Here is a 21,504-nt window from a genome sequence, read left to right on the forward strand (position 1 = left end):
GAGGCTCAGGCTCCCCACGTGAAGATGGCGAAGGCAAGGAACGCAGCCACGCCGATCAGCATCACGAATGCATAGAAGTAGACGAAACCGGACTGGAACCGGGACAACCAGCCGCCCGACTTCAGCGAAGCCCAGGCCGCGCCGTTCGGGCCCAGACCGTCGATGATCTTCACGTCGCCGATCTTCCAGAAGAAGTCGCCAAGCGCCTTGGTCCCCTTCACGAAGGTGGCGTCATACAGCTCATCGAAGAACCACTTGTTGTAGAGGAAGGTCCACAGCGGGCCCTTGCGGTCGGCCATCTCCTTGGCCGCGCCTTCCTTCACGACATACAGCCAGTAAGCGATGGCCGTGCCCAGCAGCGTCACGATCAGCGGCGCCCACTTCACCCAGGTCGGGACGTTGTGGCTCTCGTGCAGGACGTGGTTCTCAGCTCCGACGAAGATGGCGCCGCGCCAGAACTCAGCCTCATGATGGCCGATGAAGTGCGGGGCGAAGATCATGCCCGCGAACACCGCGCCGATCGACAGCACCAGAAGCGGCACGACCATGACCAGCGGGCTCTCGTGCGGCTTCAGCGGACCATGGTGATGGTCGTCATGCGCATGATCGTCGTGGGCATGATGATCGTCATGAGCGTGGGCGTCCGCATGGTGGGCACCCTCCTCTTCCTTCCACACCGGCTTGTTGTGGAAGGTCATGAAGATCAGGCGCCACGAATAGTAGGCCGTCAGCAGGGCCGCCGAGATGCCGATGACGAAGGCGAACATGCCCGCGGCCGAGTGGCCGGTCGTCGCCGCCGCATAGGCGCTCTCGAGGATGGAGTCCTTGGAGTAGAAGCCGGCGAAGCCGCCGACGCCGGGCATGCCCAGGCCGGTGATGGCGATGGTGCCGATCATCATGGTCGCATAGGTGACGGGCAGCAGCTTCCACAGGCCGCCCATCTTCCTCATGTCCTGCTCGTGGTGCATCCCGTGGATCACCGAACCGGCGCCCAGGAACAGCAGAGCCTTAAAGAAGGCGTGCGTGAACAGGTGGAACATGGCGGGCTGATAGGCGCCGACGCCCGCCGCGAAGAACATATAGCCCAGCTGCGAACAGGTCGAATAGGCGATCACGCGCTTGATGTCGTTCTGCATCATGCCGACGGTCGCGGCGAAGATGGCCGTGATGCCGCCGATGATGGCGATGAACTGCGACGCGACCGGCGCGTGCTCATACAAGGGCGACAGCAGGCAGACCATATAGACGCCGGCGGTGACCATGGTGGCCGCGTGGATCAGGGCCGACACAGGCGTCGGGCCTTCCATGGCGTCCGGCAGCCAGGTGTGCAGGAAGAACTGCGCCGACTTGCCCATCGCGCCGATGAACAGCAGCAGACCGGCCAGATCCAGCGCCGACCAGGTGTGGCCCAGGAATTCCCAGCCCGTCCCGGCCTTGCCCGCGATCAGCGGGAACAGCTTGGCGAACTCGATCGTGCCGAACATCCAGAACACGGTCATCATGCCGAGCAGGAAGCCGAAGTCGCCGACGCGGTTGACCACGAAGGCCTTGATCGAGGCGGCGGTGGCCGAGGGCTTCTTGTACCAGAAGCCGATCAGCAGATACGACGCCAGACCCACGCCTTCCCAGCCGAAGAACATCTGCAGGAAGTCGGCGGCCGTCACCAGCGCCAGCATCATGAAGGTGAACAGCGACAGATAGGCGAAGAAGCGAGGACGGCTGTCGTCCTCTTTCATGTAGCCCCAGGAATAGAGGTGAACCAGCGAGGACACCGACGTCACCACGATCAGCATGACAGCCGACATGGCGTCGACGCGGATCGACCAGTTCGACTGGAACTCGCCGACGTGGACGAACGGCGCCAGGTGCACGGTGAAGGCTTCCAGCCCGCCCCAGGTCCACTGGCTGAACACGATCCACGAGACCGCGCACGAGAAGAACAGCAGGCCCGTAGTGACGGCCTGCGAGGCGACGTCGCCGATACGGCGACCGAAGAAGCCGGCGATCATGGCCCCCAGCAAGGGGGCGAAGACGCCGAGAGTGACGAGAGTCTGGATAGTCACGGTTCCGATCAGCCCTTCATCACGGAGGCGTCGTCGACCGCGATGTCGCCGCGGTTACGGAAGAAGGTCACGAGAATGGCCAGGCCGACAGCGGCCTCGGCCGCGGCGACGGTCAGGACGAACATGGCCATCAGCTGACCCGACACGTCGTTCAGGTGCGTGGAGAAGGCCACGAAGTTGATGTTCACCGCGAGCAGGATCATCTCGACCGACATCAGGATGATGATGACGTTCTTGCGGTTCACGAAGATGCCGAAGACGCCGATGGTGAACAGCATGGCGGCGACCGCCAGATAATGCTGGAGCGAGATATCCATTACAGAAGCTCCTCGGGGGTGACGCCCTGGCCCGTGGTCACGGACTTGATCTCGACAGCCTTGGCGCGCTCGCGGTTGGCCTGGGAAGCCAGGTCCTGGCGATGGACGCCTGGACGGTGGCGCAGGGTCAGAACGATGGCGCCGATCATGGCGATCAGCAGGACCACGCCCGCCGCCTGGAAGAAGTAGACGTAGTCCGTGTAGAGTACGCGGCCGATCGTCTCGATGTTGGTGACGTCAGGCCCGGCCGGAACCGGCGAGGTCGCGTCCCTGGCGGCTCCGCCCTGAACGACGGTGATCGACACCATGATCATCTCGGCCAGCAGCACGCCCGCCACAATGCCCGCCAGCGGCAGGTAGCGCGCGTATCCTTCGCGCAGCTTCACGAAGTCGACGTCCAGCATCATGACGACGAACAGGAACAGCACCGCCACGGCGCCGACGTAGACGACGACCAGCAGCATCGCCAGGAACTCGGCGCTCAGCAGAACGAACAGGCCGGCTGCCGAGAAGAAGGTCAGGATCAGCCAGAGAACGGAGTGCACGGGATTGCGCGCGGTCACGACCAGAAGGGCGGAAACCACGGCGACCGTCGCCAGAAGATAGAAGGCCAGGCCTTGCAACATGTGCGGGACGACGCCCCTCTTCAAAACCAATGGCCCGGACGAAAAGCCCGGACCCTTCCAGAAATCGGCCCCGGCCCGAAGGTCAGGGTCAGCGTGGCGGAATCGCCGCTCCGTTTAGCGATACGGAGCGTCGAGTTCCAGATTCTTCGCGATCAGACGCTCCCAGCGGTCGCCGTTGTCCAGCAGGCGCGCCTTGTCATAGAGCAGTTCTTCGCGGGTCTCGGTGGCGAACTCGCTGTTCGGTCCCTCGACGATGGCGTCCACCGGGCAGGCCTCCTGGCACAGGCCGCAGTAGATGCATTTGACCATGTCGATGTCGTAGCGCGTCGTGCGGCGGCTGCCGTCGGCGCGCGGTTCGGCCTCGATGGTGATGGCCTGGGCGGGGCAGATGGCCTCGCACAGCTTGCAGGCGATGCAGCGCTCTTCGCCGTTCGGATAGCGGCGCAGCGCGTGTTCGCCACGGAAGCGCGGCGACTGCGGGTTGCGCTCGAACGGATAGTTCACCGTCGCCTTCGGCTTCATCATGTACTTCATCGACAGGCCGACGGCGCCGAACACGTCGGTCAGCATCGCGCCCTTGGCCGCCTGAACGATACGGGTCAGCATTACGATTTCACTCCGGCGCAGTCGCGTTGATAGCGCGCGCTTTCCTTGTCGAGGGTCTGGCAAAGGCGTTGGCGTTCCGCCTCGCGCCGTTCGATTTCCTGCACCTTGCGTTCCCACTGATAGACCGACACGGGGTCGGCCTCATAGGGCGCGCAGGCCGACGCCAGCATGGGCGCGGCCAAGGCGAACATCAGGGCTGCGGCTTTCGTCTTCATCCGCCGATCCGGCGTTCGCAGCCGTCCCTGTCGAAGCGCGGGTCGTCCCGCGACAGACGTTGGCAATAGGCGCGCTTGTCCGCCTCCTCTCCCCGCTCCCGGTCCAGGCGCTCAAGGCGCGCGGACGCGGACTCGGGCGCAGCCGGGTCCATCGGCTTGAAGGTGCAGGCCGACAGGCCGGCGGCGAGCGCCAGCGCGATCAGGAATGTGGCGCGGACGCCCATCATGCCCCCACCGCGAAGACGCGCCACGCCGCCACGAAGACCACGGCGATCAGCGAGGCCGGCAGGAAGATCTTCCAGCCCAGACGCATCAGCTGGTCATAGCGGTAGCGCGGCACGAAGGCCTTCACCAGGGCGATCATGAAGAACCAGAAGACGACCTTGGTGATGAAGACCAGCAGGTAGAACAGGTTGGCGACGAAGGCCGGGACGCTGTTCAGGAAGTCGGTCGGGAAGCCCGGATTCCACCCGCCGCAGAACAGCAGGGTGATCATGGCGCACATGAAGACGATGTTGGCGTATTCGCCGATCATGAACAGCAGGTAGGGGGTCGAGGAATATTCGACCTGATAACCGGCCACCAGTTCCGACTCCGCTTCGGGAAGGTCGAACGGCGGGCGGTTGGTCTCGGCCAGGGCCGAGATGAAGAAGACGATGGTCATCGGCAGCATGACGATGATCGTCGGCAGGGTCTCGAGGCCGCCGCCGAAGGCGTTCCAGTTCCAGAACCAGCCGGACTGCTGGGTCACAATCTGGGTCAGATTCATCGTCCCGGCCAGCAGGATGACGTTGATGATGATGAGGCCCATCGAGACCTCATACGACACCATCTGCGCCGCCGAACGCAGCGCGCCCAGGAACGGATACTTCGAGTTCGAAGCCCAGCCGCCCATGATGATGCCGTAAACGCCCAGCGAGCTGATCGCCAGAATATACAGGATGCCGACGTTCAGGTCCGCGACCACCCAACCCGGTGCGAACGGGATCGCCGCCCACGCCACGAAAGCCAGCACGAAGCTGATCAGCGGGGCCAGGATGAAGACCACCTTGTCCGACCCGGCGGGGATGACGATCTCCTTCAGCACGAACTTGAAGAAGTCGGCGAAGGATTGCAGCAGGCCGAAGGGACCGACCACGTTCGGACCTTTGCGCAGCTGAACGCCCGCCCAAATCTTGCGGTCGGCCAGCAGCAGGAAGGCCAGGGAGATCAGGATACCGACCACCACCAGCAGAATCCCGCCGACCGTGGCGAGGGTCCAACCGAGAGGCGTGGTCCAGAAGGAAGTCGCAGCGTCCATGATTTACTCCGCCGCCAGGGCGACCGGCGCCGTCCGCTCAGCGGACAGTTGGGCCATGGTTTCACTGGCGCGCGCGATCGGGTTGGTCAGGTAGGGATCGGCGATGACGGAGACGAAGGCGACGTCGCCCAGGTCTCCCTTGGCGCCCAGCTTGGCAACGTCGAAGGTCGCGGCCGGAGCCAGATAGTCGATGCGGCCGAAGGTCGGATGGTCGCCCATCAGCTTGGCGCGCAGTTGTTCAAGCGTGTCGAACGGCAGCTTGTGGCCGACGCGCTCCGACAGGGCGCGGATGATGGCCCAGTCGTCCTTGGCCTCGCCCTTCGGGAAGACCACGCGCTCGGCCATCTGCACCCGGCCCTCGGTGTTGACGTACAGGCCCGACTTCTCGGTGTAGGCCGCGCCCGGCAGGATCACGTCGGCGCCGTGCGCCCCACGATCGCCGTGCGAGCCCAGATAGACGCGGAAGGCGCCCGATGCGTCCGCGTTCACCTCATCGGCGCCCAGCAGGAACAGAACGTCCAGCGCGCCCGGCTTCAGCATGCCGGCCACGTCCAGACCGCCCTCGCCCGGTAGGAAGCCCATATCCAGGCCGCCCACGCGCGCCGCGGCGCTGTGCAGGACGTTGAAGCCGTTCCAGCCGTCCTTGACGACGCCGACCTTCTTGGCCAGCGCGCCCAGGGCGTTCAGCACGGCCGGGCCGGTCTCGCCGGTCAGGGCGCCCGCGCCGACGATGAGGGCGGGACGTTCAGCCTTGCTCAGGAAGTCGGTCGCGGCCTTGGGCAGCTTGCCCAGGGTCTTCGAACCGGCGCCCAGCCAGGCGTAGTCATAGGTCAGGTCGGCTTGCGGGCCGATGACGCCGACTTCGACGCCGCCCTTCAGCCAGCTCTTGCGGATGCGCGCGTTCAGCAGCGGCGCTTCCGTGCGCGGATTGGCGCCGACGATCAGAATGGCGTCAGCGTTTTCAATACCTTGCAGTCCGGAGTTAAACAACCAGCCCTCACGCGTCTCGCCGCCCAGCGCTGCGCCGTCCTGGCGGCAGTCGGTGTTGGCCGAGCCGAGCGAACGGAACAGATCCAGCAGAGCCTTCATCGACTCGGCGTCCTGCAGGTCGCCGGCGATGGCGCCGATGCGGTCAGCCGAGGCGGCCTTGATCTTGGCGGCGACGGCGCTCAGCGCCTCGTCCCACGAGGCCGCGCGCAGCTTACCGTTTTCGCGTACCCACGGACGGTCCAGACGACGCGCCTGCAGGCCGTCGACGGCGTAGCGGCTCTTGTCCGACAGCCACTCTTCGTTGATGCCCTCGTTCACGCGCGGCAGCACGCGCATGACCTCGGCGCCGCGCGAGTCGGCGCGGATGTTGGAGCCGAGCGCGTCCATCACGTCGATGGTCTCGGTCTTCTTCAGCTCCCACGGGCGATAGTGATACTGCCACGGGCGGTGCGTCAGGGCGCCCACCGGGCACAGGTCGTTGACGTTGCCCGACAGTTCACTGTCGATGTTCTTTTCCAGATAGGTCGTGATCTCGGCGCTTTCGCCGCGCGAGATCATGCCGATGTCCGGCACGCCAGCGACTTCCGTGATGAAGCGGACGCAACGGGTGCACTGGATGCACCGCGTCATGAACGTCTTGACCGTCGGGCCCATGTTCTTTTCTTCGACCGCGCGCTTGTTCTCGCCGTAGCGCGAACCGTCGCGGCCATAGCCCACGGCCTGATCCTGCAGGTCGCACTCGCCGCCCTGGTCGCAGATCGGGCAGTCCAGCGGGTGGTTGATGAGCAGGAACTCCATCACCCCTTCGCGGGCCTTCTTCACCATCGGCGTGTCGGTGAAGATTTCCTGGCCGTCGGCGGCCGGAAGCGCGCACGAAGCCTGCGGCTTCGGCGGTCCAGGCTTCACCTCGACCAGGCACATACGGCAATTGCCGGCGATGGACAGGCGCTCGTGGTAGCAGAAGCGCGGGATTTCCTGCCCGGCGCGCTCGGCGACCTGCAGCACGGTCATGCCCGGTTCGAACTCGACTTCAACGCCGTTGACCTTGGCGATAGGCATTACGATTACTCCGCCGCGATCGCGTGGCCGGCGAAGTTCGCGCGGCGGCTGCGGTAGGTGTGGATGCGCTCTTCGATCTCGTGACGGAAGTGCCGGATCAGGCCCTGCACGGGCCAGGCGGCGGCGTCGCCGAGGGCGCAGATGGTGTGGCCTTCGACCTGACCGGCCACGTCGAGCAGCAGGTCGATCTCAGACGGGTCGGCGTCGCCGATGGCCATGCGTTCCAGCACGCGCCACATCCAGCCGGTGCCTTCACGGCACGGCGTGCACTGACCGCAGCTCTCGTGCTTGAAGAAGTAGCTGATGCGGGCGATCGCCTTCACGATGTCGGTGGACTCGTCCATGACGGTCACGCCGGCGGTGCCCAGCGACGAACGAAGCTCACGCATGGAGTCGAAGTCCATCAGCGCGACTTCGGCCTGCTCGCGCGTGATGACCGGACAGGATGCGCCGCCGGGGATGATGGCCTTCAGGTTGCCCCAACCGCCGCGAACGCCGCCGCCGTGATCTTCGATCAGCTGACGCAGCGGGATCGACATGACTTCTTCGACCACGCAGGGCGTGTTCACATGCCCCGACAGGGACATCAGCTTGGTGCCGGTGTTGTTCGGACGACCGAAGCCGGCGAACCAGTCCGCGCCGCGACGCAGGATGGTGCCGACGACGGCGATCGATTCCACGTTGTTCACGGTCGTGGGGCAGCCGTAGAGGCCAGCGCCCGCCGGGAACGGCGGCTTCAGGCGCGGCTGGCCCTTCTTGCCTTCCAGGCTTTCCAGCAGGGCCGTCTCTTCGCCGCAGATATAGGCCCCGGCGCCATGGTGGATATAGACGTGGAAGTCCCAGCCGTGGACGTTGTCGTCGCCGATCAGCTTGGCCTCATAGGCCTGCTTGACGGCGGCTTCCATGCGCTCGCGCTCGAGGATGTATTCGCCGCGCAGGTAGATGTAGCAAGCGTGCGCCTGCATGGCGAAGGAGGCGATCAGCGCGCCTTCGATCAGCAGTTGCGGATCATGACGCATGATCTCGCGATCTTTACAGGTCGCAGGCTCGGACTCATCGGCGTTGATGACCAGATAGTGAGGACGATCCTTCACTTCCTTGGGCATGAAGGACCACTTCAGGCCGGTCGAGAAACCGGCGCCGCCGCGCCCGCGCAGGCCCGAGTTCTTGACGTTGGTGATGATCCAGTCGCGGCCAAGGTCCAGCATGTCCTTGGTGGCGTTCCACGCGCCGCGCTGCTTCGCCCCCTCAAGGCCCCAGTCCTGGAGGCCGTAGAGGTTGGTGAAGATCCGATCCTTGTCTTGGAGGATGCCGACCATGATCCCTTAAAGTCCTTCCGCCATGCGGCGCTTGTGGTGGCGGGTGCGCTGGAAGACGGCGTAGATCACCAGCACCCATCCGATGGCCAACAGGCCATAGGCCGCCATCACCGCGTTGTCAGTCAGGCCGAAACGGCCTTCACGTGCGAACAAAACCAGAGCGGCCGCCACCACGATGCAGGCCAGCCCCGCCCAGCGGGGCCGCCAGCCGACGCGACGCAGCTCGGCCCGATAGGCCGCCCTGCCCGCTTCTGTTTCGAGGTTCGGCCGCGCCATCAGGCCGGAGCCTTTTCAGCGACGGGCTCCGAGTTCGGCAGCTTCTTGATCTTCTTGGCGGCCGAACCGTCATACAGCGCCGGGTCCGTCAGGACGCGAGCGCCGCCCTCAGGCGCGGCGTTGTGACGGCCGACATAGCTGCCGGCCTTCGGCGTCTTGCCGGCGGCGAAGTCGTCGATGATCTGGGCCATGTTCTCAGGCGTCAGGTCTTCGTAATAGAGGTCGTTGATCTGGGCCATCGGCGCGTTCGAGCAGGCGCCCAGACACTCGACTTCCTGCCAGGTGAAGCGGCCGTCAGCCGACAGCTCGTCCTTGGGCCCGATCTTCTCGCGGCAGACGCGCATCAAATCGTTAGAACCGCGCAGCATGCACTGCGTCGTACCGCACACCTGGATCAGGGCGGCCTTACCGACCGGCGTCAGTTGGAACATGGTGTAGAAGGTCGCGACCTCCAGCACCCGGATATAGGCCATGCCCAGCAGCTCGCCGACAGCGCGCAGCGAGGGCTCGGACACCCAACCTTCCTGCTTCTGAACCAGCCACAGGATCGGGATCACCGCCGACTGGCGACGCGATTCCGGGTACTTTTTGATCCACCACTCGGCCTTGGCCATGGTGTCCTTCGAGAACTCGAAAGACGCCGGCTGTTCCTTGGCGAGACGACGAACGCTCATCGGTCCACTTCTCCGAACACCATGTCGAGCGAGCCGAGGATGGCGGACACGTCCGCCAGCATGTGGCCGCGGTTCATCCAGTCCATCGCCTGCAGGTGACGGAAGCCGGGGGCCGACAGCTTGACGCGGTAAGGTTTGTTGGTGCCGTCCGACACCAGATAGACGCCGAACTCGCCCTTGGGCGCTTCGACGGCCGCATAGACCTCGCCTTCCGGGGTGCGGAAGCCTTCGGTGTAGAGCTTGAAGTGATGGATCAGCGCTTCCATCGAACGCTTCATCTCACCACGACGCGGCGGGGCGATCTTGTGGTCCTCGGTCAGGACCGGCTCGCCGGGGCAGTTCCGCAGCTTGTGGATGCACTGCTCCATGATCCGCACCGACTGGCGCATCTCTTCGACGCGGCACAGGTAGCGGTCCCAGCAGTCGCCGTTCTTGCCGACGACGATGTCGAACTCCATGTCGGCGTAGCAGTCGTACGGCTGAGCCTTGCGCAGATCCCAGGCGATGTCCGAACCGCGCAGCATGACGCCCGAGAAGCCCCAGGCCAGGGCGTTTTCCTTGGACACCACGCCGATGTCGACGTTGCGCTGCTTGAAGATGCGGTTCTCGGTGACCAGGCTTTCGATGTCGTTCAGCGCTGCCGGGAACTCGGCGCACCAGCGGCCGATGTCGTCGATCAGCTCGGGCGTCAGGTCCTGGTGGACGCCGCCCGGACGGAAGTAGTTGGCATGCAGACGCGCGCCGCAGGCCCGCTCGTAGAAGACCATCAGCTTCTCGCGCTCTTCATGGCCCCACAGCGGCGGGGTCAGGGCGCCCACGTCCATGGCCTGCATGGTCGCGTTCAGAAGGTGGTTCAGGATGCGGCCCATCTCCGAGTACAGGACCCGGATCAGTTGGCCGCGATACGGCACGTCCAGCTCCAGCAGGCGCTCGATGGCCAAGCAGAAGGCGTGCTCCTGGTTCATCGGCGAGACGTAGTCCAGTCGGTCCAGGTAGGGGATGTTCTGGAGGTAGGTGCGCGCCTCCATCAGCTTCTCGGTGCCGCGGTGCAGCAGGCCGATGTGCGGATCAACGCGCGTGACCAGCTCGCCGTCCAGCTCCAGCACCAGACGCAGCACGCCGTGCGCGGCCGGGTGCTGCGGGCCGAAGTTGATGGTGAACTTGCGGTCGTCCATCGCCCGCGCGTGCGGGGTCAGACCGTCTTCATAGTCCTCGAATGGGTCGATGGCCGCACCGAGCGGCGCGGGCATGTTCTTGACGTCGGCCATTACTGCGCTCCCGCCTTTTCATCGCCCGGCAGGACGGTCGGATAATCGGCGCCTTCCCATGGAGACAGGAAGTCGAAGTTGCGGAATTCCTGAGTCAGCTTCACCGGCTCATAGACCACGCGCTTCTGCTCTTCGTCGTAGCGGACCTCGACATAGCCCGTCATCGGGAAGTCCTTGCGCAGCGGGTGCCCCTGGAAACCGTAGTCGGTCAGAATACGGCGCATGTCCGGGTGATCCGAGAAGATCATGCCGTACATGTCGAAGGCTTCACGCTCGAACCAGCCGGCCGACGGATAGACCGCGCTCACGCTGGGGACGGGCTTCACTTCATCGGTCGACACCTTGACGCGAACGCGCGCGGCGCGCGTCAGGGACAGCAGGTGATAGACCACCTCGAACCGCTCGGCGCGGTCGGGATAGTCAGCGCCGCAGACGTCCATGCACTGCTGGAAGCCGAACTGATCGCGCAGGGCGGTCATGACGGCGACGATGTTCTCGCGCGGGGCGATCAGGGTCAGCTCGCCATAGGCGACAACGGCCTCGACGCCGAGCGCCGCGACCATTTCCGTGCCCAGAGGCGTAAGGGCGGATTCGCGCTCCGCGACGCGCACCAGTTCGCTCATCGCTCGATGGTCCCCGTACGGCGGATCTTCTTCTGCAGCTGCAGGATGCCGTAAAGCAGGGCCTCGGCGGTCGGCGGGCAGCCCGGAACATAGACGTCCACCGGCACCACGCGATCGCAGCCGCGCACGACGCTGTAGCTGTAGTGGTAATAGCCGCCGCCGTTGGCGCACGAACCCATCGAGATGACGTAGCGCGGGTCCGGCATCTGGTCGTAGACCTTGCGCAGGGCCGGAGCCATCTTGTTGGTCAGGGTGCCGGCGACGATCATCAGATCCGACTGGCGCGGCGAACCACGCGGCGCGGTGCCGAAACGCTCCAGGTCGAAGCGCGGCATCGACAGGTGGATCATCTCGACGGCGCAGCAGGCCAGGCCGAACGACATCCACATCAGCGAACCCGTGCGGGCCCAGGTGATGACGTCATCCAGCGAAGTCGTCAGGAAGCCGCGCTCGCCCAGCTCGGTGTTTACCGACTCGAAGAACTTGTCGTGAATCTTGGGATCATAGCCCTCGACGGTCGAACGCGCAGCCGAGCCGGCGGGGACCAGGGGGCTAGAGGGGGCGATTACTGCCATTCCAGGGCTCCCTTCTTCCATTCGTAGATGAAGCCGACCGTCAGGACGCCGAGGAAGACCATCATCGACCAGAAGGCGAACACCATGCCGCCGTGCGACAGGTCGAACATCGACACCGCCCACGGGAACAAGAAGGCGATTTCCAAGTCGAAGATGATGAAGAGGATCGACACCAGATAGAAGCGCACGTCGAACTTCATGCGCGCGTCGTCAAAGGCGTTGAAGCCGCACTCATAAGCCGAGAGCTTCTCGGTATCGGGGTTCTTGGGGGCCAACGCCCAGGCCGCCAGCATGAAGCCGGCGCCGAGCACGATGGCGATGCCCAGGAAAACGACGATCGGAAGATATTCTAGAAGAAATTCGTTCATTCGAGCTGCCTCGCCCGCCGGGAGGTAGGGGGCGGATTCGGGGCTTCTTAGACCCAACCTCGCCAGGGTTCAAACCCATGTCGGCAAAGGTTTTTTATTGCGAACCGTTCGCAGTTTTTTGGGCGATTTGCCGCAGGCCGCGCGATTGCCTCTTATGCCGCTGATCCGCGAAATGCGTCGTCGCCTCCAACATAGCCGAGAGCTTGCGTATGAACCTGGCCGCCCGCCTGCTGAACTCAATCGAACGCATCGGCAATAGGCTGCCAGATCCCGTCTTCCTATTCCTATGGCTGATCCTCGGCCTCGTGGCCCTCAGCCTGGTCGGCGCAGGGCTGGGCTGGTCGGCGGTCAACCCGGTGACGGGCGAGGTGCTGCAGGCGCAGAGCCTTCTTTCCCCCGCCAATCTCGAACGGCTGTTCATCGGCATGCCGCGCACCCTGGCCGACTTCCCGCCGCTGGGGATCGTCATCACCATCATCTACGGCGCGTCGGTGGCCGAACGAACAGGCCTGTTCTCGACGGCGATCCGCGGCGCCCTGCTGAACGCCCCGCGCTTCATCCTGACGCCCATCGTGGTGGTGACGGGCATGGTGTCCCACCACGCCTCGGACGCCTCCTATGTCGTGGTGATTCCGCTGGCCGCCGTGATCTTCGCTGCGGCGGGTCGCCACCCGCTGGCCGGTCTGGCCGCCGGCTTCGCCGCCGTCTCGGGCGGATACGCGGGCAATCTGTTCCCCGGCGCGAGCGACGCCCTGATCCTGGGCATCACCGAGCCCGCCGCCCACCTGATCGATCCATCCTACGCCGTCAGCATCGCCGGCAACTGGTTCTTCATCGTCGGGGTGGTGTTCGTCTTCACCCCCATCGTCTGGTTCCTGACCGACCGAGTGATCGAGCCGCGCCTGGGCGCCTGGATTCCGCATAACGCCGCCCCGATCGCCGCCGAGGAGAAGACGCCCCTCACCGCCGCCGAAAAGCGCGGCCTGGCGTGGGCGGGCCTGACCATCCTGGCCATGATCGCCGTCTGGGCGACCGTGACCTTCCTGCCCGGCTCGCCCTTCGTCGACGCCGACGCCGAACCGGCGCAACGCTACAACCCCCTGTATCGCTCTCTGGTCGCCTTCTTCGCCCTGACCTTCTTCATGGCGGGCGCAGCCTTCGGTGCGGGCTCCGGCTCGATCAAGACCCACCACGACCTGGTGCGGATGATGCGCGAGGGGATCAGCCAGCTGGCCCCCTACATCGTCCTGGCCTTCTTCGCCGCCCACTTCGTCGCCATGTTCAACTGGTCCGGCCTGGGGCCCATCCTGGCGGTCAACGCCGCCGCTTCCCTTCGCGAACTGGCCCTGCCGACGCCGCTGCTGCTGATCGTGGTGGTGCTGGTGTCCTGCATCTTCGACCTGTTCATCGGCTCGGCCTCGGCCAAGTGGTCGGCCCTGGCGCCGATCGTGGTGCCCATGTTCATGCTGCTGGGCATCAGCCCCGAGATGACGACCGCCGCCTATCGCATGGGTGATTCCGTCACCAACATCGCCACGCCGCTGATGAGCTACTTCCCGCTGATCCTGACCTTCGCCCAGCGCTGGGATCCGAAGTTCGGCCTGGGCTCGCTGATGGCGACCATGCTGCCCTATGCAGGGGCCTTCCTGATCGCGGGGCTGATCATGGTGGCGTCCTGGGTGGCGCTGGACCTGCCGCTGGGGCCGGGCGTAGGCGTGCACTACGAACCGCCCCCGCCCGCCACGGCCTCGCAACTGCCGGCGGACGGCGGAATCGCCGGTCCCGCAGCCCCGCCGCAGGCCGCTGCGGCGCCCTCTGCGCGATGATTTGATTTATCCACAGCCGCGTCGCTTGACGTGCGACGCGGCCCCGCCTAAACGACGCCCCTCGCCGCGGCGCACAGCGCTTCGGATGGGAACGCGGGTGTAGCTCAGTTGGTTAGAGTGCCGGCCTGTCACGCCGGAGGTCGCGGGTTCGAGCCCCGTCACTCGCGCCACTCCTCTCAGGGATCTGAGGGAGTGGCGCACCGCCCTTCCCTCTCCTCTCTCTGAAAATCGAGATCGATCACAGGCGCTGCTTTCACGCGCCTGCTTGGCCGTGACCGGCTGTAGACCCTCGGGACAAGCCCGAGGGCGACAACGGCGGGCGCCTAGTTGATCGGCAGCTTCTCTTGCGGCGTGACGAACGCGGCCTTCCCGGTCAACTCGCCGTAAAGCATGGTCAGGTCCTCGAACACGCGGCTCCAGGCGAACTGCTCGACCGCCTTGACCCTCGCCGCCTGCCCCAGAGCCTCCACGTCGCGCGCGAACAGGGCCTCGATCGCTTCGGCGTAGTCGACCGGGTCGGCCGAGGCGGCCAGTTGCCCCACGCTCTCGTCCACCGTCTCGGCGACGCCGCCCGCGTTGACGCCGACCACGGCCCGACCGCAGGCCATGGCCTCCAGCACGATCAGGCCGAACGGCTCCTTGTCGTTGGCGTGCACGAAGGCGTCGCAGCTGGCGATGATTCGGGCCACGGCGCGCGGATCCTTCTCATAGGGCAAGGAGATGACCCGATCCTCGGGCGGCATCCCCGCCCCCGCGCCGACCAGAACCAGATGATAGGGCGCGCCCAGGCGCTGCACCGCGTCGATCAGGACGCCGACGTTCTTCTCCTTGGCCGGACGTCCGGCGAAGCACAGCAGCCGCGCGTCGGCGCCCAGGCCCAGCTTCTTCAACAGCCAGTCGCGATCGCGACGGTCGGGGTGGAAGGTGTCCACTTCGACGCCCAGCGGACGAATCACAATGTCGCCCACGCCCGCCTCTTCCAGGCGCTGAGCGATGAATCGGCTGGGCGAGACGACCCGATCGAACTGGGAAAACAACTTGGCCCAGCGCTTCTCGACCGGCTTCTTGGCCCATTCGCCGAAATGCAGCGCCGCCAGCGCCGCCGGGTCCGAGTGGCAGAAACCGACAACCGGGCAGCCGACCCTCTGGCCCGCCTCCAGCGCGCCCTGGCCCGGCGTATAGGGATCGCCCGCCTCGATCAGGGCGGGGTTGAGCGACGACACCCAGGCACCCCAGCGCCGCACCGAGCTGGGCCAGCGATAGCCGTCGCCGAACGGCAGCTTCGGCGCATGAAGACGGACGACGCCGTCCGGCTCCGCCCTGTATCCCGCGCCCGGCACGACCAGATTATGCACCACGCCCGGCCTATTGGCCTCCAGCCATGTCTTTTTCGACAGCAGATAGCGCTTCACCCCGCCGGAGCGCGGCGCGAACAGCATGGTGGTGTCGACCAGACGCGGTCGGGAATCAGCGGCGGCGGTCTTCATCGCCCGCAAGGTGTCGGCCACCTCTTCGTCCAGGCCGGGGAACAGCCTCAGTTCGCTCTCTTGGACGTCGATATGGCTCGCGCTCATCCGGTGGACCTTCTGCTTGTCGTTCTTCACGCTAACGCTAAAGCTCCGGCTTTGGATGCGATGGGCCCGGTTAATCTTCACCGTGCTTTTCGGCCCCCTACCGCTTGCAACCGCCGCGCTCAAGAGGCCGTCGCAATCCGGTCGCACGCCGCCGCTTTTCATCTGCCGTTCAGGTTGATCTCCCTACGGCCGGTCTTGCATTCGCCTCAAATTCGAGAAACTTGGGGCGTGCGGGCGTGGACCCTGATAGGAGGGTCGCCTTCAATCCTTGCGCGTGCGACCACGAGGGGTTTCTTACGAATGCGTATCTTGCTCGCGAGCGCTGTTGCGATCGCTCCCCTGCTGGTCGCTTCCGGCGTTCAGGCTGAACAGGTCATCTCCAACGGGCGGACAACGCCCATCAGCACCGCGACCGCCAACAACGGCGCTCCCGACGACGTTCGGCTCGCCAACGGCGGCTCGATCACCGTGACCTCCGGCGCCGCCGTGACGCTGGATTCCAGCAATGACGTGAAGCTGGACGCCGGCTCCAAGATCGACATGCTCAAGGCCGCCGACGGCGCCACGGGCGTCCTGGTCAACGGCGGCAACACCGGCGACGTCACCATCGGCGGCGCCATCAACATCACCGACTCCATCGAGGAGTATAAGGACGACGACAAGGACGGCGACCTGGACGGCCCGTTCGCCGACGGCACGAACCGTCACGGCGTCCGCGTCGCCGGCTCGGCGCCGCTGGTCGGAAACATTCGCATCGAATCGTCCGGCTCGATCAAGGTCGAAGGCAATAACTCGTCGGGCCTGACCGTCGAGGCCCCGCTGACAGGCAACCTCTTCAGCCAGGGTCAGATCAGCGCCATCGGCAACAACACCTATGGCATCCGCACGACCGGTGACATCACCGGCGACGTCACCATCCTGGGCGGCGTGACCGCCGTCGGTGAGAACGCAGTCGGCGTCGCCGTCGATGGCGCGGTCGATGGCGCGATCAAGATTCAAGGCGCAGTCACCAGCACCGGCTATCGCTACACGACGGCCCCGCCGAGCAAGCCTACGACGGGCGAACCTCGCGAGGGCGTGACCTACCTCGAGAACCTGGACGCCGACGATCTGCTGCAGGGCGGCCCGGCTGTTCGCATCGCAGGCGATGTCGCCAAGGGCGTGCTGTTCGACACTGCGCCGTCTTATGGATCTGGCGGGATCGAGGGAGACGACGACGGCGACGGCGTCAAGAACGGCGACGAGGACGACGACGGCGACGGCAAGAAGAACCGCGAGGACGACGACCGCGACGGCGACGGCATTCCCGACGCCCAGGAAACGACCGCCGCTATCCGTTCGTTCGGCGGCGCTCCGGCTTTGCTGGTGGGTTCGACCGACCAGGCGATCACGCTCGGCGCCGTCGGAACCGGCGACGACGCCTACGCCCTCGTCAATCGCGGATCCATCGAAGCCGCCGGCGTCTACAAGAACATCGACGCCAGCGCGGTCCAGATCGGCGGCACGGGCCAGTCGGTCAGCCTGACCGGCGGTCTTCGCAACCAGGGCACGATCACCGCCACGGCGAACACGGGCGACAGCACCGGCATCCTGGTCGGCGCGGGCGCGACGGTTCCCAGCATCGTCAACTCCGGCACGATTCAGAGCGTCTCGGCGGGTTCCGAGGCCAATGTGGCCACGGGCGTGCTGATCACTCAGGGCGCCAACGTCTCTTCGCTCAGCAACTCTGGCACCCTGTCGGCGGGCGTGAACGGCTCCAAGAGCGACGCCGTCGCCCTGCGCGATGAATCGGGCACGCTGACCTCGATCAACAACACCGGCAGAATCCTGGCCGTCGCCAACGCCGAAAAGGACGTGGCCCAGACCGGGTCGGCCATCGCCGTGGACGTCAGCGCCAACAGCACCGGCGTCACCCTGGTCCAGGACGGCGTCGTCATCCCCGACCACAAGCTGCCCGACGCCGACAAGGACGGCGTGCCCGACGCCAATGAACCCGCCATCCGCGGCGACATCCGCCTGGGCTCGGGCGCCGATGTGCTGGACATCCGCAACGGCACGGTAAACGGCGACATCTCCTTCGGAACCGGCGCGGACCGCCTTTCCATCAGCGGCGGCGCCGTGGTGACCGGCAAGCTGTCCAACGGCGACGGCCAGCTGGACATCGACGTCTCCAAGGGCACGCTGGACGCCCGCCATACGGGTCAGCTTCAGGTCAGCGACCTGAACGTCGGCGCGGACGGCAACCTGATCGTGACCTTGGACCCCGCCAATGGCGCGTCCGGCGGCTTCAAGGTCAGCGGCAGCGCCGATCTGGCCGACGGCGCGGGCCTGGGCGTGCGCTTCAACTCCCTGATCCAGGATCCGACCTCCTTCACCATCATCGAGGCGGGCGACCTGAACGTCGGCGCCATCGACCAGGATCTGCTGCAGTCCAACTCGCCCTACGCCTTCGTGGTCAACGCCAACGTCGACGAAGCCGGCGGCAAGCTGACGGTCGACGCCCGCCGCCGCACGGCGGAAGAGGCCGGCATGATCAAGGCCGAGGCCGCCGCCTATGACGTGCTCTACGCCGGTCTGGCCGACAATGAGCTGATCCGCGCGGCCATGCTGAACCAGACGGACCGCGACGGCTTCTTCAACATCTATCAGCAACTGCTGCCCGACCACTCGGGCGGTCCGCTGCTGTCGCTGGCCAGCGGCGTCGACGCCGTGACCCGCGCCCTGACCGGCCGCAACGCCGCCGCGGCGCCGGGCGAGACCAGCGCCTGGGTGCAGGAGATCAACTTCTACGCCGACAAGGACAAGACCGACACCTACGGCTTCCGTTCGGAAGGCTTCGGCCTGGCGGGCGGCGTCGAGCGCGGCACCAACATGGGCGCCTTCGGCCTGACGGCGGCCTTCACCTCGTCGGATCTGGAAGACCCGGAAGCGGCGGCTGAGGAAGTGCTGTCGGCCAATCTGCTGGAGCTGGGCCTCTACTGGCGCGCTCAAGGCCAGTACTGGACGACCTGGGCGCGCGCAGCGGGCGGTTACGCCTCCTTCAGCGCCACCCGCAAGCTGGTCGCCGACGGCATCAATCTGAAGAACGAATCCGACTGGCACGGCTTCACCTTGGCCGCCGCCGGGGGCGCATCGTACGAACGCCACTTCGGTCGCCTGAGCATCCGTCCCGAGGCCTATGTCGAATACTTCTCGCTGAGCGAAGACGCCCGCACCGAACGCGGCGGCGGCGACGGCTTCGACCTCGACATCGATGAGCGCGACGGCCACATCTTCTCGGGCGTGGCCGCCGTGAACATCGGCTACGGCTTCGGCAAGGAAGGCTGGATTCGCCCCGAGGTCCGTCTGGGCTGGCGTCAGAACTTCTCGGTCGACGCCGGGACCACCATCGCCCGCCTGGCTTCGGGCGGCGACGCCTTCACCCTGGAGCCCGCCAGCATCGAAGGCGGCGGTCCGATCCTCGGCTTCCGCCTGAACGTCGGCAATGATCTGGGGCTGCTGTCGATCACCGGCGACGCCGAACTGCTGGAAGACTACGTCCGCTACACCCTGCTGCTGCGGGCCAGCTTCAAGTTCTGACTTTTCTTCGGAACGCGAATGAAAAAGGGCCGCCGGATTCGTTCCGGCAGCCCTTTCCCTATCTTGCCGCAACCTTGCGCCTTTCTATGATCCCACTCGAACCAGAGGGGGTTTCATATGAACAAGTTCGCCTGGGCGGCCTGCGCCCTGATCCTGAGCGCCCACGCGCCTGCGATGGCGCAAACCGCCGTCCAGACAGCGGCCGCGCCTAGTCTGCCGACCGCTGATCGCGGCCTGTTCACCGCGCAAGACCTGTTCGGCATGGAGGTCGCCTCCGACGCCCAGATCAGCCCGGACGGCGGCCAGATCGCCTATGTCCGCCAGACAGCCGACATCATGACCGACCGGATGCGGCCGACCATCTGGCTGATCGATGTGAAGACCGGCCGCCATTCGCCCCTGATCGCCTCGGCCGGTTCGCACCGCCAGCCGCGCTGGTCGCCGGACGGCTCGCGCCTGTCCTACATCTCCAACGCCGAGGGCGGCGCGCCTCAACTGTTCGTGCGCTGGATGGCGTCGGGCGAATCCGTCCGCGTCACCAACCTGCCCAACACCCCGTCCAGCGTCAGCTGGTCGCCCAACGGCCAGCAGTTGGCCTATTCCGTCCTGGTCCCCAGCGACAAACCCAAGATCGGCTCGCCCCTGGCCAAGCCGGAAGGCGCCCAATGGGCCCCGCCGCTGGAGATCATCGACAACGTCTCCTACCGCTCTGACGGCCAGGGCTATCTGAAGCCCGGCTTCCGCCACGTCTTCGTCGTCGGATCTCAGGGCGGCGGCGCCCGCCAGCTGACGCACGGCGACTTCCATCACGGCGGCGGCCTGTCCTGGTCGGCAGATTCCCGCACCCTCTACCTCAGCGCCAACCGTCGCCCCGACTGGCAGCGCGAAGCCGCCGACAGCGAAGTCTTCGCCCTGGATGTCCAGACGGGCGGCCTGACCGCGCTGACCAGCCGCGCCGGGCCCGACAATGCGCCCGTCGCATCGCCCGACGGCCGCCGCATCGCCTACCTCGGCTATGACGATAAGCGGATGGGCTATCACAACACCCGCCTCTATGTGATGGACGCCGACGGCTCGAACAGCCGCGTCCTGACCGAGAGTCTCGACCGTTCGGTTCAGTCTCCGGTGTGGAGCCGCGACGGCCGCTCAGTCTATGTCGCCTATGACGACCAGGGCCGCACCAAGGTCGCCCGCGTGTCGATGGACGGCGCCGTCACCACCCTGATCGAGGATCTGACCGGCGACGACTTCGGCCGCCCCTATACCGGCGGCGGCTTCACCGTGGCCGACGACGGCGCCATCGCCTATACGCGCGGCGATTCCAGCCGCCCGGCCGACGTCCATGTCCTGAAGGGCGGCCGCAGCACCCAGCTGACCCGCCTGAACGCCGATTTCCTCAGCGCCCGCCGCCTGGGCGAGGTGCGCCGCATCCAGGTCGCCTCCTCCCACGATCAACGCGCGGTCGAAAGCTGGCTGACCCTCCCGGCCGACTATGTCGAGGGGCAGCGCTATCCGCTGGTGCTGGAGATCCACGGCGGTCCCTTCGCCGCCTACGGCCCGCACTTCGCCACCGACAACCAGTTGTTCGCCGCTGCGGGCTACGCCGTGCTGTCGGTCAACCCGCGCGGCTCGACGTCCTATGGGGATGAGTTCGCCAACCTGATCCACCACAACTATCCGTCGAACGACTATGACGACCTGATCAGCAGCGTCGACGCCATCATCGCTCAGGGAATCGCCGACCCGAACAAGCTGTTCGTCACCGGCGGTTCGGGCGGCGGCGTGCTGACCAGTTGGATCGTCGGCAAGACCGACCGCTTCAAGGCGGCCGTCGTCCAGAAGCCGGTCATCGACTGGGCCAGCTTCGTACTGACGGCTGACAACCCGGCCTTCTTCGCCCGCTACTGGTTCGGCGAATATCCGTGGGAGAACCCGGAGGCCTACTGGCGCCGGTCGCCGCTGTCGCTGGTCGGCAATGTGAAGACGCCCACCATGGTCGTCGTCGGCGACGAGGACTACCGCACCCCCGTCAGCGAGTCGGAGCAGTACTACACCGCCCTGCAACTACGCGGCGTGCCCACGGCCCTGGTGAAGATCCCCGGCGTCGGCCACAGCCTGGCCGTCCGCCCGTCCCAGAACGCCGCCCGCATGAACGCCATGATCGAGTGGTTCGCGCGCTACAAGGACGGCGCCCCGGCCACGCCGACGCAATAAGACCCTGCCCCCGCGCCCGTCATGGCGGCGGC

At 66.0% G+C, this 21,504-nt stretch carries 19 protein-coding genes and 1 tRNA gene; 4 read left to right on the forward strand and 16 right to left on the reverse strand.

Annotation, left to right across the window (positions count from 1 at the left end; translation table 11 throughout):
- Positions 1-5: 5 nt before the first annotated feature.
- From nuoL to FM111_RS14555, 15 genes are all read right to left on the reverse strand, one after another.
- Positions 6-2,057, reverse strand: coding sequence for an NADH-quinone oxidoreductase subunit L (nuoL, locus tag FM111_RS14485; protein ID WP_179205120.1), 2,052 nt, complete (start codon positions 2,055-2,057; stop codon positions 6-8).
- A gap of 14 nt (positions 2,058-2,071) precedes the next feature.
- Entirely contained in the window at positions 2,072-2,380 is a 309-nt protein-coding gene (nuoK, locus tag FM111_RS14490) for an NADH-quinone oxidoreductase subunit NuoK (protein ID WP_003164596.1), read from the reverse strand.
- Positions 2,380-3,006 (reverse strand): NADH-quinone oxidoreductase subunit J, encoded by a 627-nt coding sequence (locus FM111_RS14495; RefSeq protein WP_087141637.1) that lies wholly within the window; start codon positions 3,004-3,006, stop codon positions 2,380-2,382. The genes nuoK and FM111_RS14495 overlap by 1 nt, the downstream gene beginning before the upstream one ends.
- Positions 3,007-3,120: 114 nt before the next feature.
- Positions 3,121-3,612 carry an NADH-quinone oxidoreductase subunit NuoI gene (gene nuoI / locus FM111_RS14500; protein WP_040345161.1) on the reverse strand — a complete coding sequence of 164 codons (492 nt, stop codon included), beginning with the start codon at positions 3,610-3,612 and terminating at the stop codon, positions 3,121-3,123.
- A complete protein-coding gene (locus tag FM111_RS14505; RefSeq protein WP_087141638.1) occupies positions 3,612-3,827 on the reverse strand; it encodes a hypothetical protein in 216 nt (71 codons plus the stop codon). The genes nuoI and FM111_RS14505 overlap by 1 nt, the downstream gene beginning before the upstream one ends.
- Positions 3,824-4,054: a hypothetical protein gene (locus FM111_RS14510; protein WP_143276134.1), complete on the reverse strand. Its 231-nt coding sequence runs from the start codon at positions 4,052-4,054 to the stop codon at positions 3,824-3,826. Before FM111_RS14510 ends, FM111_RS14505 begins: the two co-directional genes overlap by 4 nt.
- Entirely contained in the window at positions 4,051-5,127 is a 1,077-nt protein-coding gene (nuoH, locus tag FM111_RS14515) for an NADH-quinone oxidoreductase subunit NuoH (protein WP_087141640.1), read from the reverse strand. Before nuoH ends, FM111_RS14510 begins: the two co-directional genes overlap by 4 nt.
- 3 nt (positions 5,128-5,130) lie before the next feature.
- Complete coding sequence (gene nuoG / locus FM111_RS14520; protein ID WP_087141641.1) at positions 5,131-7,176, reverse strand: NADH-quinone oxidoreductase subunit NuoG; 2,046 nt, start codon at positions 7,174-7,176, stop codon at positions 5,131-5,133.
- A gap of 5 nt (positions 7,177-7,181) precedes the next feature.
- On the reverse strand, positions 7,182-8,495 hold the full coding sequence (gene nuoF / locus FM111_RS14525; protein ID WP_087141642.1) for an NADH-quinone oxidoreductase subunit NuoF: 1,314 nt from the start codon (positions 8,493-8,495) through the stop codon (positions 7,182-7,184).
- Between the two features lie 6 nt (positions 8,496-8,501).
- On the reverse strand, positions 8,502-8,771 hold the full coding sequence (locus tag FM111_RS14530) for a hypothetical protein (protein WP_087141643.1): 270 nt from the start codon (positions 8,769-8,771) through the stop codon (positions 8,502-8,504).
- On the reverse strand, positions 8,771-9,445 hold the full coding sequence (gene nuoE / locus FM111_RS14535; protein ID WP_087141644.1) for an NADH-quinone oxidoreductase subunit NuoE: 675 nt from the start codon (positions 9,443-9,445) through the stop codon (positions 8,771-8,773). The genes FM111_RS14530 and nuoE overlap by 1 nt, the downstream gene beginning before the upstream one ends.
- Positions 9,442-10,695 carry an NADH-quinone oxidoreductase subunit D gene (locus FM111_RS14540; RefSeq protein ID WP_373407980.1) on the reverse strand — a complete coding sequence of 418 codons (1,254 nt, stop codon included), beginning with the start codon at positions 10,693-10,695 and terminating at the stop codon, positions 9,442-9,444. Before FM111_RS14540 ends, nuoE begins: the two co-directional genes overlap by 4 nt.
- 17 nt (positions 10,696-10,712) lie before the next feature.
- The gene (locus tag FM111_RS14545) at positions 10,713-11,336 is read right to left on the reverse strand and encodes an NADH-quinone oxidoreductase subunit C (protein WP_087141645.1); all 624 of its coding nucleotides are present in this window, start codon (positions 11,334-11,336) and stop codon (positions 10,713-10,715) included.
- Positions 11,333-11,932 carry a NuoB/complex I 20 kDa subunit family protein gene (locus tag FM111_RS14550; RefSeq protein WP_087141646.1) on the reverse strand — a complete coding sequence of 200 codons (600 nt, stop codon included), beginning with the start codon at positions 11,930-11,932 and terminating at the stop codon, positions 11,333-11,335. The genes FM111_RS14545 and FM111_RS14550 overlap by 4 nt, the downstream gene beginning before the upstream one ends.
- Positions 11,902-12,279, reverse strand: a complete 378-nt coding sequence (locus FM111_RS14555) for an NADH-quinone oxidoreductase subunit A (RefSeq protein WP_087141647.1) — start codon at positions 12,277-12,279, stop codon at positions 11,902-11,904. Before FM111_RS14555 ends, FM111_RS14550 begins: the two co-directional genes overlap by 31 nt.
- A 209-nt stretch (positions 12,280-12,488) precedes the next feature.
- Here FM111_RS14555 and FM111_RS14560 point away from each other — a divergent pair, with 209 nt between their 5' ends.
- Positions 12,489-14,105: an AbgT family transporter gene (locus FM111_RS14560; RefSeq protein WP_087141648.1), complete on the forward strand. Its 1,617-nt coding sequence runs from the start codon at positions 12,489-12,491 to the stop codon at positions 14,103-14,105.
- 93 nt (positions 14,106-14,198) lie between these two features.
- A tRNA-Asp gene (locus FM111_RS14565) sits at positions 14,199-14,275 on the forward strand.
- A 153-nt stretch (positions 14,276-14,428) separates the two neighbouring features.
- Here the strand turns inward: FM111_RS14565 and FM111_RS14570 are convergent.
- Positions 14,429-15,679 carry a glycosyltransferase gene (locus FM111_RS14570; RefSeq protein ID WP_087141658.1) on the reverse strand — a complete coding sequence of 417 codons (1,251 nt, stop codon included), beginning with the start codon at positions 15,677-15,679 and terminating at the stop codon, positions 14,429-14,431.
- Positions 15,680-15,979: 300 nt separating this feature from the next.
- Here FM111_RS14570 and FM111_RS14575 point away from each other — a divergent pair, with 300 nt between their 5' ends.
- Positions 15,980-19,258: an autotransporter outer membrane beta-barrel domain-containing protein gene (locus tag FM111_RS14575; protein WP_087141649.1), complete on the forward strand. Its 3,279-nt coding sequence runs from the start codon at positions 15,980-15,982 to the stop codon at positions 19,256-19,258.
- Between the two features lie 117 nt (positions 19,259-19,375).
- Entirely contained in the window at positions 19,376-21,472 is a 2,097-nt protein-coding gene (locus FM111_RS14580) for a S9 family peptidase (protein WP_087141650.1), read from the forward strand.
- Positions 21,473-21,504: the final 32 nt, after the last annotated feature.

Origin of the sequence: Brevundimonas diminuta 3F5N (assembly GCF_900163625.1) — a bacterium.
Classification (GTDB): Bacteria; Pseudomonadota; Alphaproteobacteria; order Caulobacterales; family Caulobacteraceae; genus Brevundimonas; species Brevundimonas diminuta_A.

Coding starts and splice junctions, on each gene's coding strand:
- nuoG (WP_087141641.1), bottom strand. CDS start 7,176: ATGCCTATCGCCAAGGTCAACGGCGTTGAAGTCGAGTTCGAACCGGGC.
- FM111_RS14540 (WP_373407980.1), bottom strand. CDS start 10,695: ATGCCCGCGCCGCTCGGTGCGGCCATCGACCCATTCGAGGACTATGAA.
- FM111_RS14510 (WP_143276134.1), bottom strand. CDS start 4,054: ATGATGGGCGTCCGCGCCACATTCCTGATCGCGCTGGCGCTCGCCGCC.
- nuoF (WP_087141642.1), bottom strand. CDS start 8,495: ATGGTCGGCATCCTCCAAGACAAGGATCGGATCTTCACCAACCTCTAC.
- FM111_RS14575 (WP_087141649.1), top strand. CDS start 15,980: ATGCGTATCTTGCTCGCGAGCGCTGTTGCGATCGCTCCCCTGCTGGTC.
- FM111_RS14495 (WP_087141637.1), bottom strand. CDS start 3,006: ATGTTGCAAGGCCTGGCCTTCTATCTTCTGGCGACGGTCGCCGTGGTT.
- FM111_RS14580 (WP_087141650.1), top strand. CDS start 19,376: ATGAACAAGTTCGCCTGGGCGGCCTGCGCCCTGATCCTGAGCGCCCAC.
- nuoH (WP_087141640.1), bottom strand. CDS start 5,127: ATGGACGCTGCGACTTCCTTCTGGACCACGCCTCTCGGTTGGACCCTC.
- nuoK (WP_003164596.1), bottom strand. CDS start 2,380: ATGGATATCTCGCTCCAGCATTATCTGGCGGTCGCCGCCATGCTGTTC.
- FM111_RS14570 (WP_087141658.1), bottom strand. CDS start 15,679: ATGAGCGCGAGCCATATCGACGTCCAAGAGAGCGAACTGAGGCTGTTC.
- FM111_RS14555 (WP_087141647.1), bottom strand. CDS start 12,279: ATGAACGAATTTCTTCTAGAATATCTTCCGATCGTCGTTTTCCTGGGC.
- FM111_RS14530 (WP_087141643.1), bottom strand. CDS start 8,771: ATGGCGCGGCCGAACCTCGAAACAGAAGCGGGCAGGGCGGCCTATCGG.
- FM111_RS14545 (WP_087141645.1), bottom strand. CDS start 11,336: ATGAGCGAACTGGTGCGCGTCGCGGAGCGCGAATCCGCCCTTACGCCT.
- FM111_RS14550 (WP_087141646.1), bottom strand. CDS start 11,932: ATGGAAGAAGGGAGCCCTGGAATGGCAGTAATCGCCCCCTCTAGCCCC.
- nuoI (WP_040345161.1), bottom strand. CDS start 3,612: ATGCTGACCCGTATCGTTCAGGCGGCCAAGGGCGCGATGCTGACCGAC.
- FM111_RS14560 (WP_087141648.1), top strand. CDS start 12,489: ATGAACCTGGCCGCCCGCCTGCTGAACTCAATCGAACGCATCGGCAAT.
- nuoE (WP_087141644.1), bottom strand. CDS start 9,445: ATGAGCGTTCGTCGTCTCGCCAAGGAACAGCCGGCGTCTTTCGAGTTC.
- FM111_RS14505 (WP_087141638.1), bottom strand. CDS start 3,827: ATGAAGACGAAAGCCGCAGCCCTGATGTTCGCCTTGGCCGCGCCCATG.